The organism is Pseudoxanthomonas composti (genome assembly GCF_004122095.1).
GTDB lineage: Bacteria > Pseudomonadota > Gammaproteobacteria > Xanthomonadales > Xanthomonadaceae > Pseudoxanthomonas_A > Pseudoxanthomonas_A composti.
Genome location: NZ_SAWZ01000007.1, coordinates 15,934 through 27,537 on the forward strand (window position 1 = coordinate 15,934; position 11,604 = coordinate 27,537).

At 67.0% G+C, this 11,604-nt stretch carries 7 protein-coding genes and 1 pseudogene; 3 read left to right on the plus strand and 5 right to left on the minus strand.

The window, feature by feature from the left end; genetic code table 11:
• The first annotated feature begins 51 nt into the window (after positions 1 to 51).
• Complete coding sequence (locus EPA99_RS13305) at positions 52 to 1,665, plus strand: EAL domain-containing protein (protein WP_129471727.1); 1,614 nt, start codon at positions 52 to 54, stop codon at positions 1,663 to 1,665.
• A gap of 253 nt (positions 1,666 to 1,918) precedes the next feature.
• Here the strand turns inward: EPA99_RS13305 and EPA99_RS13310 are convergent, their stop codons facing one another.
• Positions 1,919 to 2,827 (minus strand): LysR family transcriptional regulator, encoded by a 909-nt coding sequence (locus EPA99_RS13310; protein ID WP_129471728.1) that lies wholly within the window; start codon positions 2,825 to 2,827, stop codon positions 1,919 to 1,921.
• A gap of 100 nt (positions 2,828 to 2,927) precedes the next feature.
• On the opposite strand from EPA99_RS13310, the gene EPA99_RS13315 reads away from it, so the two are divergent.
• The gene (locus EPA99_RS13315) at positions 2,928 to 3,938 is read left to right on the plus strand and encodes a zinc-binding alcohol dehydrogenase family protein (protein WP_129471729.1); all 1,011 of its coding nucleotides are present in this window, start codon (positions 2,928 to 2,930) and stop codon (positions 3,936 to 3,938) included.
• Between the two features lie 96 nt (positions 3,939 to 4,034).
• Here the strand turns inward: EPA99_RS13315 and EPA99_RS13320 are convergent.
• Positions 4,035 to 7,147: pseudogene (locus EPA99_RS13320) on the minus strand (TonB-dependent receptor).
• Positions 7,148 to 7,458: 311 nt separating this feature from the next.
• On the minus strand, positions 7,459 to 8,340 hold the full coding sequence (locus EPA99_RS13325; protein WP_129471730.1) for a DNA ligase: 882 nt from the start codon (positions 8,338 to 8,340) through the stop codon (positions 7,459 to 7,461).
• 296 nt (positions 8,341 to 8,636) lie between these two features.
• On the opposite strand from EPA99_RS13325, the gene EPA99_RS13330 reads away from it, so the two are divergent.
• Complete coding sequence (locus tag EPA99_RS13330) at positions 8,637 to 9,425, plus strand: SPFH domain-containing protein (protein WP_129471731.1); 789 nt, start codon at positions 8,637 to 8,639, stop codon at positions 9,423 to 9,425.
• 36 nt (positions 9,426 to 9,461) lie between these two features.
• Here the strand turns inward: EPA99_RS13330 and EPA99_RS13335 are convergent, their stop codons facing one another.
• Together EPA99_RS13335 and EPA99_RS18980 are read right to left on the minus strand one after the other, a co-directional pair.
• The gene (locus tag EPA99_RS13335) at positions 9,462 to 10,337 is read right to left on the minus strand and encodes a DMT family transporter (protein WP_164978661.1); all 876 of its coding nucleotides are present in this window, start codon (positions 10,335 to 10,337) and stop codon (positions 9,462 to 9,464) included.
• A gap of 750 nt (positions 10,338 to 11,087) precedes the next feature.
• A complete protein-coding gene (locus EPA99_RS18980) occupies positions 11,088 to 11,600 on the minus strand; it encodes a hypothetical protein (protein WP_241688389.1) in 513 nt (170 codons plus the stop codon).
• Positions 11,601 to 11,604: the final 4 nt, after the last annotated feature.

Sequence of the window (11,604 nt, forward strand, 5' to 3'; positions counted from 1 at the left end):
GGGCCGCGGCGGCTTGTTATAAATTCGATACGCATCGCAGGAATGCCCCCGTTGGCTCGCACACGCGTCATTTTCTTTGCCACGGTGATGATCGGGCTGGCGATCGCCTTGCCGCTTGCGGCGCTGTTCTACGGCGCCTGGCAGCTTTCGGTGCGCGAGGAACAGGACCGCCTGTCCGAGATCGCCGGATCGACCCTGGCACGAACCCAGCTGGTCTATCAGGAAGTCGTCCAGACCCTGCACCAGAGCGATGCCGCCGGGTTGGCCGCGTGCTCGCAGGACCACATCGCGCGGATGCGTGCACTGACCCTGAGCAACATCTCGGTGGAGGAGCTGGGCTACTTCCAGCAGCGCCGCCTGAAGTGCACGTCCTGGGGCGTGGTGGAAGGCGAGGTGCGCCAGCCGCGTGCGCACTTCACCACCCGCGAGGGTGTCAGGCTCAACCTGCACGTGCGGCCCATCGTCAGCACCGGCAACGTGATGATCGCCATGCAGGCCGGCGCCCACAACGCCCTGGTGGATCCGGCGCGACTGGTGGACGTCTTGGTGGACCCCAGCCTGTCGCTGACGGTGGCTACCCGCGACGGCCAGATCATGGCCCAGCGCCACGCCCCGGACCCTGACCTGCTGGCGCGCGTGCTGGCGCGGGACGGTGCCGGGCGCGAGGAGGACAGCTTCTACGCCGTCGCCCGCGCGGGCGACTGGGTCGCCGTGGCGACCGAGCCGCGCACGCAGACCCTGCAGCACCTGCGGCGCGAGCAGCTGTTGCTGCTGCCGTTTGCGCTGCTGCTGACGCTGATCATGATCGGCGGCATCGTCTGGGTGTCGCGACGGCGGTTGTCGCCGCGCGGCGAGCTGGCCATCGCCGTGGGCAAGCGCGAGTTCGTCGTGCACTACCAGCCGGTCATCCACCTGCCCACCGGCGCCTGCGTCGGCGCCGAGGCGCTGGTGCGCTGGCGCCGCCCGGATGGCTCGCTGGTGCGGCCGGACCTGTTCATCCCTCTGGCCGAGGACAGCGGGCTGATCAAGCCGATCACCGACCAGGTCATCGACAGCGTCCTGGACGAACTGGGCCCCACGCTGGCAGCCGATGCGACGATGCACGTGGCGATCAACCTGTGCGCCGACGACATCCGCACCGGGCGCGCGGTGCGCGTCATCGCGCGCAAGCTGGAAGGCAAGGAGCTGCAAGCGGGCCAGCTGCTGCTGGAAGCCACCGAGCGTGGCTTCATCGACGTGGAGGCCGCGCGCACCACCATCGGCCAGGCGCGCGCGGCCGGGCATTCGCTGGCCATCGACGACTTCGGCACCGGCTACTCCAGCCTGCAGTACCTGCAGTCGCTACCACTGGATGCGCTGAAGATCGACAAGAGTTTCGTGGAGACCATCGGCCTGGACAGCGCCACCAGCTCGGTGACCGACCACATCATCAGCATGGCCCGCGCCCTGGGCCTGCTGCTGATCGCCGAGGGCGTGGAAACCCAGGCGCAGGCCGACTACCTGCGCGCGCGTGGGGTGGATTTCGCCCAGGGCTGGCTGTTCGCCAAGGCCATGCCGGCAGCGGACTTCCTGGCCTTCCACCAGCAGCGCAGGGCGCAGTTTGGCGCCTGCCCCTCGCGCATCCAGCGCCGGTGGCCGGCGGACGAGCAGGACCGGGAAATTTAGCGCGCGTCATCAGCATGCGTTGTCTGCCTGCGCCGCGAGCATGCCGGCCGCGCTGGTCGCATCGTGGTTGCGCGTGGCTTTCGGGGCACCTCGAACCATCCCGACTTCTTCCATGAGAGCGACTAACGCGGCCCCGGGGCATCGGCGGCATAACGGCGCGGCTGGGCGCGCCATCGCGGCTGATGGGCCTGAACACTTCGAGACGCTCCCTCAGCGCAGACGATCACCAGTTGTCCCGGCATCGGCAGCCGCACTAAGGCCGCGTCGCCAGCAAGGCGTCGCAGCGCGCCTGCAGGAACTCGCGCAGCCGCGTCAGCGCCGGGGTCAGCTGGCTGCGGTGGGCGCACACCAGGTGCAGCGGGGCCGGCTCGCAGTGCTCGCCGGGGAAGACTTCGACCAGCCGGCCTGCAGCCAGGTCCTCGATCACATCCAGCCGCGACTTGTAGACCAGGCCCTCGCCGGCGATGGCCCAGCGACGGACCACATCGGCATCGTCGCTGACGCGGTCGCCGGAGACCGTCACCGTGCGCTCGCCGCCGGGCAGGGTGAAGCGCCAGCGCTCATGCACCTGCTCGCCCCAGACGAAGCGCAGGCAGTTGTGCCGCCGCAGCTCCTCCACGCTGGAGGGCGTGCCATGACGTGCCAGGTAGGCCGGTGCCGCGCACAGGGTGCGGCGGTTGCCTGGCGCCAGCGGCAGCGCGACCAGGGCCGAATCGGACAGCGCGCCGTAGCGGATGGCCGCATCCAGCGGTTGCCGCAGCAAATCGGCGGCGCGGTCGCTGATGCGCAGCTGCAGCGACAGCTCCGGATGCGCGTGCTGGAACGCATCCAGCCACGGCAGCAGCAGATTGCGGCCGAAGTCCGATGGCGCCGAGAGCCGCAGCGGCCCGGACAGCGCGCCACGGCCGTGGGCCAGGGCCTGCTCGCCCTGGGCCAGCGCCACCAGCAGGGCGCGCGCGTGCGGCAGGTAGCGCTCGCCGTCCTCGGACAGCTGCATGCTGCGGGTGGAGCGCACGAACAGGCGCACCGCCAGCGCCTTCTCCAGCCGCTGCACCGCGCTGCTGGCCAGGCCCGGGGCGATGCTCAACTGCCGCGCCGCCTCGGAGAAGCTGCCGGCGTCCACGGTCTGCACGAAGATCTGGACGTCGTCGAGCCGGATCATTTTCTTCGAATCGCGGAAAGTGTTAGCCCTTATAGCCCATTTTTCGTCGGTACCAGGTAAGTCACCATGGCCGCCATCAACCCTGCATGAGGCACTGCGCATGAAAGCCGTCGGTTTCCGCCAGAACCACCCCATCGACCACCCCGAGGCCTTGCTGGACCTGGAGCTGCCTACCCCGGAGCTGCGCGAGCACGACCTGCTGGTCGAGGTGCGGGCAGTGTCGGTCAATCCGGTGGACACCAAGGTCCGTCGCGGCGGCGCGGTGCCCGAAGGTCAGGCGCGCGTGTTGGGCTGGGATGCGGCCGGCGTCGTCAAGGCGGTGGGCCCGCGTGCGGTGCGCTTCAAGCCTGGCGACCGGGTCTGGTATGCCGGGGACATCAACCGTCCCGGCAGCAATGCCGAACTGCAGGCGGTGGACGAGCGCATCGTCGGTCCGATGCCGGCCTCGCTGGACTTCGCCGAGGCGGCCTCGCTGCCGCTGACGGCCATCACCGCCTGGGAACTGTTGTTCGACCGCCTCAAGGCGCACCAGGCCGACCCGGTCGAACACAACGTGCTGCTGGTCACCGGCGCGGCCGGTGGCGTGGGCTCCATCCTGACCCAGCTGGCGCGGCGGCTGACCGGCCTGACCATCGTCGGCACCGCCTCGCGGCCGGAGACCCGCGACTGGGTGCTGGCCCACGGTGCGCATCACGTCATCGATCACAGTCAGCCCTGGGCACCGCAGCTGGCCGCGCTCGGCATCGAGGACGTCACCCACGTGGCCGGGCTCAATGCCAGCGCCAGCTACGTGCCGCAGATCGTGGAGGTGCTGCGCGCCGAAGGCCAGCTGGCGCTGATCGACGACCCGGTCGGCTTCGACATCGGCCCGTTCAAGTCCAAGTCGATCTCGATCCACTGGGAGTTCATGTACACCCGCCCGGTGCACAACACCCGCACCCTCGAGCGTCAGCACGCCCTGCTCAAGCGTGTGTCCGAGCTGGTGGGCAAGGGCGACCTGCAGCACACCCTGACCCGCCGCATCGACGGCCTCAACGCCGGCACGCTCAAGCAGGCGCACGCCCTGCTGGAAGCCGGCAGCATGATCGGCAAGCTCGTGCTGGTGGCTTAGCCACTGGCCAGAAAATCGCCAGGGCCTGTCGACCCTGGCGCGACAGCCCATCGCACCGGCCCATGCGGGACGGTGCGATGGGCTCGGCAGTCCCGCTTACCAGTCGTAGCTCACCGTCAGGCGCGCGCTGCGCGGCTCCTGGTAGAACATCGGCGCACCGAACAGCGGGTGGGCCGAGCCCGGGCTCAACTCAGAACGCGCGTTGAGATAGGTCGCGGCCTGCTCGTTGGTGACATTGAACACGTTCACCGTGATGCCCAGCTTGCCGTCGGCAAAGGCCGGCTTGTAGACCACGCCCAGGTCGAACTGGCGCGTCCACGGCAGGCGCCCGGACTTGCCCGGCAGGGCCGGCTCGCCCTGGTAGCAGTGATAGGACCCGCCATAGCCGACCGGGTCCGGGTTCTGCCCGGGGTTGTAGATGTAAGTCGAGCTGGCCAGCGGGTAGTTGTCGCCGCAGTAGTAGCCCAGCACCTGCCGGGGCGTGCCCGAGACCAGACTGAAGTTGCCCGACACCCCCAGTTCGGAGGTGAGCTGGTAGTAGCCATAGCCCTTGAGCGCGTGCCGGCGGTCGTTGGACTGGTCGCCGTTGTAGAACTCCATCAGCGCCGGGTGATCCCAGGTCTGGGTGGTGGCGGTGTAGTTCTGGCCCTGGTTGACGCCGATGCTCTCGCCGTTGCCGCGGTACAGGTCCGAGCGCATCTGCCCCTCGGTGGTGCCGCGGCTGTGCGACCAGACATAGTTCAGGCGGGTGAACCATGTGCCGTCGGAGGGCCGCTCCAGGGTGAACTCCAGCGCCGAGTACTTGCGCTTGAGCTGGGGGAAGCCCATCTGCGCGTTGGTCAGGGTGAGCTCGTGGATCTGCCCATCGGTGCCCAGCAGGCGGAAGGTGTTGGTGTCGCCGGCGTTCAACAGCAGGCTGGCCGAGCTGTTGGGGCTGATGGCAAAGCCGGCCTGGCGCGCCGCCGCCAGGATCGCGGGGATATTGGCCTTGGTGTCGTCGATGGCGGCCTTCAGGTCGCGGTGCACGCCACGCACGCCCACCAGCCAGCCGCTGGCCAGCTGCTTGTTGAAGCCCAGGATCAGCTCATCCTGGTGTTCGCCTTCCATGTTCTTGGGCGAGATGGTGCGGTAGTCGCGCGGGTTGCCGAAGTTCTCGTTGGCCGACACCGGTGGCGCCAGCTGCGCGGCGGTGACCGGCGTGCCATCGGCGTTGATGCCGCTGTAGGTGAAGTAGGTGCTGGTGTTGAGGCTGGAGTTGGCCAGGCCGCCTGGCGCCAGCGGCAGGCCCAGGTAGTAGCGGCCCAGGTTGCCGAAGAACTTCAGGGTGGAATCGCCGTGCACGTCCCAGGAGAAGCCCAGGCGCGGGGACCACTGGTTGTCCACGTCGTACACCGGCTGGTTGCGGTCGTTGTAGTTGGTGAACTTGTCGTTGCGCAGGCCCAGGTTCAACAGCAGGTTGTCGGTGACCTGCCAGCGGTCCTCGATGTACCAGGCGTCCTGCTCGGCCTTGTAGGAGCTCAGCGCGTAGGCCTGGGTGCGGATGGCGTAGTAGCCGCCAGCGCCGAAAGGATAGCCACGCGGGCTCGGCACGCCGCCCGGCGTGCCGTCCTGGCGCGTGGCGCCGCTCAGCAGTGCGTTGGGGTCGGGGTTGGCGGTGTAGCCGTAGGCCCAGGCAAAGCCCGGCCCGGAGGTGCGCGAGCCCTGGTTGAAGGCCCGCAGTTCCTGGTTGTCCACGCCCACGTCGATGCTGTGATCGCCAATGACCCAGTTGAGGTTGAGCCGCAGGTTGTCCTTCTCGTAGCGACGATCCGGATCGACCACCGAGGACACCGTCTGCGCATTGCCGATCGGACGGCCGCCGGTGTAGGCCGGGCTCTGGTTGGCCAGGCCGGAGATGAAGGGCAGGTCCGGGTTGTAGCCCGGGTTCTGGTTGTAGTTGGGAGATTCCTGCTCGCCGTACAGCGCCGTCACCGTGAGGCTGTCGGTCAGATAGCCGGTGTAGCGCAGGCTGCGCAGCGTATGTCCGGTCTCGATGTCGTTATCCGGCCCGCGGTAGGCCCCGACCTGGCGCGCATTGAAATCGTAGTTGTAGATGTTGCCGCTGGCCTCGTACTTGTCCTCGGCCCCGGTGAACTCCAGCAGGTGGTCGTCGGTGATGTACCAATCCAGCTTGGCGTAGTAGCGCGGGCTGTCGTAGCTGTAGGACACGTAGGGCGCGGCGGTGTCCTCCACCGTATTGAGGCGCTGGCCATCGGTCTTGCCCAGCTCGCCGGCCAGGAAGAAGAACAGCCGGTCCTTGACGATCGGGCCGCCGACGTAGGCGCTGTAGACCAGGCGATCCATCTCGTTCTCGCTGTTGGGCCGATACAGCGAGCCGGCCACCGGGCTGGGGATCACGCCCGGGTTGGAGTAATGCAGGTCCTTCTGCCGCGCGCGCAGCGACTGCGGCTCATAGATGAAGGCGCCGCCGAACTTCCAGGCATTGGTGCCGCGCTTGCCGACCTGGTTGATGACGCCGCCGTTGGAACGGCCGAACTGCGCGCCATAGCCCCCGGTGAAGATCTCCTGCTGGTCGATGGCGCCGTAAGGCAGGGTCAGGCCGCCCAGGTTGCGGTAGGGATCGTGGTATTGAAGCCGTTGAGGTAGTAGGCGTTTTCCGAGGCGGCCGAGCCGCCGAAGCTCGGCAGCGAGCCGCCATTGCCGCCGGTGCCGATGAAACTGCCGCTGTTGTTGACCACGCCCGGCGCGAGCAGGGCGATGGCCTCGGCGGTGCGACCCAGCGGCAGGATGTCCAGCTCCTGGGAGGTGATGACGGTGCGCGTATCGGTGCTGGCCACGTCGATGCCCGCCATGCGCGTGCCGGTGACGGCGACCGCGTCCAGCGTCTCCACGTTGGGCCCGGCGAAGGACACCTCGGTGCCGGCGCCGACGGTGATGCCGATATTGCCGCGCGTGTCGACCACCTGCCCCTGGCGCTTGATGGTGACGGTATAGGTGCCCAGCGGCAGGTTGGCGATGGAGTAGCGGCCGCGTCCCTCGACCTGGATCTCGCGGCTGAAGCCACTGTCGTTGGCCACCGACACCGTGGTGCCCTGCCCTTCGGCAACGGTGCCGAAGATCGAGCCGGTGGTGGACTGCGCGAACAAGGGGCTGCTGGCCAGCAACAGCGCGGTGGCCAGCGCCGTTCTCTTCAAGGATGCGGCATTCACTTCCAAATCTCTCCAGTTTGGATTCGACGGATGTCGTGGGTGGGGGTTGGATGAAGCGGTTCTGCAGACAGGGAAACTCCAGGCAAAGCGAGGCCATCGCCGGCCCGTCTTCGGACAGGCGCGGCGCGGCGCTCCCTTGAAATTCCCCTATCAAGCTGTGTATCACGATCCAACAAGGCTCGACATACGTCGTCGCGAACATGGCGAAATTTTCATCAAGCACGCGCATGATTGATTCCAGATGAGACGAAACCCCCACGCGAGCGTAAGTCGATTCACGACGCGATGAAGCACGCCGGCACATGCAGTACTTAGCGCTCGCTGCGTACTTCCACAGGTGGAAGTTCCTCGCGCACGCGCAGGAAGCGCGCAAAGCGCGGAAGCCCGGTGGAGGTGGTGCCGCTGTAGCGAAAGCTCACCCAGCTGCCTATGGGTGGTGGTGCGGCACGCTGGGCATCGGTGAAGCCGCTGCCCAGACGCATGCGTCGTCCATCGGGCAAGGCCACCACCAGGGCGCCCAGTGTCCCCACCAGCCGTCCCTGGCCAGGCACATGCCCGACCACGCGCGCCTCGGCATCCTCGAACAGCTTGTACTTAAGCAGCGCCTCGCTGCGGCCCGCGTTGTAGAGCGCGTCGCGTCGATGCAGCATCAACCCCTCACCGCCGCCACGCACCACCGCGCGCAGGTGCGCCTGCAGCGCCGCCGCACTGGACAAGCGCTCCTGCCTTACCAGCAGCAGATGCGAGTTGCCGGCCGCGTGGATCGCTCGCTCCAGTAACGCCGCACGCTGTGAGAAAGGCGCTGGCTCGGCGGGAAGATCGAACGCCATGAAACGCAGCGGCTGCCATGCCCGCGCGTGCGCCGGGCTGCTGCGCACGAGCGCGCTGACTTCATCGAAGCGCCCGCGTCCCAGCCATAACTCGCCGTCCATCGGCACGGAGGGCCAACCGCGGGTGAAACCGGCCGGCAGCGCCACCCGCGCACCGCCGCGCGTCCACATGGACGTTCCGTCCCAGTAGCCACGCACGCCGTCGAGTTTTTCGCTGACCAGATAGCGCGACACCTCGACTTCCGGTGGGGCAGCGGTCGCCAGCATCAGCGGCGGCGCGGTGCCGGCATGCAGCGGCGGCACCGGCGCCAGCAGCGCCAGGGACAGCAGAAGGGGGGCGAAGGCAGTCGTGGTGGTGCGCATTGGACGATCCCAACTGGATTGGCTTTCATCCTTCCCCGCACGCGCTTGCAGGAAAACCGGAAGCGGCCGCCCGCGCCTGTCAGAAGACTGCTCGAGACCCGTGCAGGCGTATCGCCAGCGCCGCCGGATTCGAATCCTCACCTGGGCCGTCCTGGCGACCGATGTGCGATGGGCTGCGCGCGAAGATCCACTGCCCCGTCGCCACCCGTTCCCTGCGCCCTGCCGCCGCGCCTATGATGCGGTTGAGTCCAGCGTTGCCGACCGCCGCTGGGAGATTGCGTAGACAAGGGGACAACATGAAGCGTATTGCATTGGCACTGGCCTGCCTGACCGGCATGGGCGGCTGTACCGTGGTCAAGGTCGATCCTGGCCAGGAGGCGGTGCTGATCGATCGTCCGCGCCTGTTCGGCGAGGGCGGCATTCGCGATGAAACGGTCAAGCCCGGGCTGGCCTATACCTGGCTCACCACCGACGCCATCATGGTCGACGTCAGCCCGCAGGTGCTTGCGGTGTCCTTCGACGATTTCTCGTCCTCGGACAACATCCTGCTGGACTTCGAGACCACCATCCAGTACCGCGTCACCAACGCGCCCAACCTGCTGCGCAAGTTTGGCGCCGACTGGTTCAAGAACAACATCCGCAGCCAGTATGCGGCCATCGTGCGCGACCAGGTCAAGCGCTTCGACATGACCAGCATGATGAGCGACGTGGCCACCGCCCAGCGGATCGACGACGCGGTGACCGAGGCCATCCGCAAGGTGGTCAAGGATCAGGGGCTGGACGTGGAGATCATGAACATCACCCTGGGCCGGGCCAAGCCCAACCCGGACGTGCTGCAGCAGATGAACCTCACTGCGGCCCAGCAGCAGCGCGTCAAGACGCTGGTGGAAGCGACCAATGCCGAGCTGCAGCGGGCCAAGGAGCAGAAGGCCATGGCCGATGCCGACAACGCCTATCGCAACGCGATGAATCTTTCACCCGAGCAGTACCTGGCCCGCCAGATCGCCGAGATCAACGCCGAAGCCTGCACCAAGGCCGCCGCCTGCTACGTGGTGCCCAACGGCAGCAGCGTGGTGGCCAGATAAGCGCCGGCCACCGCATCGCCGCCAGGCCTGCGCCGATCAGACGATCGGCGTCTTGCGCCGCCAGCTGGTGACCTTGCCCCAGCGGATGAAGGTCACCATGCCCGAGCCCAGGATCAGCGCGATGCCCACCGCCATCGGCCAGTCCAGCCGGTCGTGGAACAGCCAGTAGCCAAAGGCGATGGCCCACAGCATCTGGCTGTACTGGGTGGGCGCCACCGCACTGACTGGTGCGGCCCGCGTGGCATACATCATGAAGATCGCCGCCGCGCCGGCCAGCAGGCCGTAGCCGGCGATCAGGCCCCACTGCGCCAGGGTCGGCCACACGAAGTGCGGCAGCATCAGGATGCCGCCCATCAGCAGCGGCCCCAGCACGCCGGCGCCATACAGGGTGATGCGCTTCTCCTCCGGGCCGGCCATGCGCAGGCTGATCACCGACACCGCGCCGGTCAGCCCACAGACGATCGCCGCCACGTGGCCCTCGCTGAGTTGCCGGAAGCCTGGGCGCAGCACCACCAGCACGCCGATGAAGCCCACCACCACCGCTGTCCAGCGCCGCCAGTGCACTTCCTCGCGCAACAACAGCACCGACAGGACCGTCACGAAGATCGGCATCAGGAAGATCAGCGCAAAGGCCTCGGCCATGGGCAAGTGGGTGAAGGAGATCACCGAGGTGAGGTTGCCGGTGGCGCCGCAGAAGGCGCGCAGCAGCCAGATCGCGGGCTTTTTCGCCATGACCACCTCGCGCCAGCGGTCCTCTGGCTTCTTCAGGAACGGCAGCGCTACCAGCATCAACAGCGCACCGAAGAACACCACCTCATACGAGGGCAGGGTGCCCTCCAGCAGCTTCACGAACGCATCGCTGATCGCATAGGCGGCGTAACACGCAAAGCCCAGCAGCACACCCTTGAACACGGCCACCCCGCCCATCCACGCACCGCGCGCGAAAGTGGCGCGATGCAACGGCGCACAGTATGCGTGCAGCCTGCCCGCAACGGGCGGCCGGGATCAGGGCAAGGATGCGGGCGGTCGGACCTTGGGGTACAGGTCCGGCAGGCAGCGTCACCCGCCTGGTCAGCCCTAAGCCGTTTTGACTCGGGCTCGCCGCCGTCCGCGCCCTGGCCGGTGGCCGACGGACATCACCTCGAGCCTCTGCCGGTTCGCTGACTTCTGGAGAGACATGGAATCAGCCGCGGTATCGTGGCTCTTCCTGTCAGTGGCTTGTCCGGCCGTCGCCGCGGTCGACCTGGCTTGACGAGGATCATCGGGCACGCGTCAACCAGCGCGCCCTGGACTTGGCCATGACTCCAAGCTCACCGCGAAGGACGCTGATTGGCTTCGTCCTTCGCCAACGAGGCGCGGCTGCGGTGGCAAGCGACGCTCGACGGCCCTAGCATCTGACCTGTTCGCTCACGGAAGGAGACCGGCATGTTTGGCTTGAACTTTGGATCGAAAGACCCGTGGCCACTGAAGTTCGGAACGCACAGCTTCGATGCGGTGTGCTTCAACGTCGTACGGTGTAGCGTTATCTACGATCGTCACCAACACTCGCTGCACGAGTACGAGCCCGCGGGAGCGCCACTTCGACCTGACTGGAAGGATAGTTGGCGGGCAAGTTATGGGGTGGGAACCGGCTTCCCTCCCCCCGCTCAGGTCGATTGGATCTCACAGGATGGTACTGAGCATCATGCCCAGGTTGACATCGGCGCCCTGTTTAAGGACCGGCTGGTGCGTCACAACGTGCCGAAAGAGGAGATCCCCGAAGGCTGGCTGGCGGCGAATGCGATCGAGCCGGTCCCGATCGATGTGCTGATGGAAATCAACGATCGCACCATCACGATCTATACCCGGGCCCTCGTTGCGACCAGGACGCCTCAGATCCCAGGCAATCCACGCAGCATGGGTCGACGCGACCTGATTGAGGTCTGGACTCATACCTACTGATTGGCAAGGAGCGCCGATATGGACGACAAAGTCCCACATCATGTGGTTGCGATGGACGATGATGTCACCTCGTTCGTTGCTGACGAAGCGCGGCTTCAGACCTTTCGGGACGCCAGTGATCAGCTGTCCAAGTTCTCTGTGCCGCATCTGGTTGGTGCGTCCAACCCGCACGAGAAGCTCTTCTATGCCTTCTTCGACGGAACCGGAAACGATGCCGACAAGGACCCGCTGCATGCGA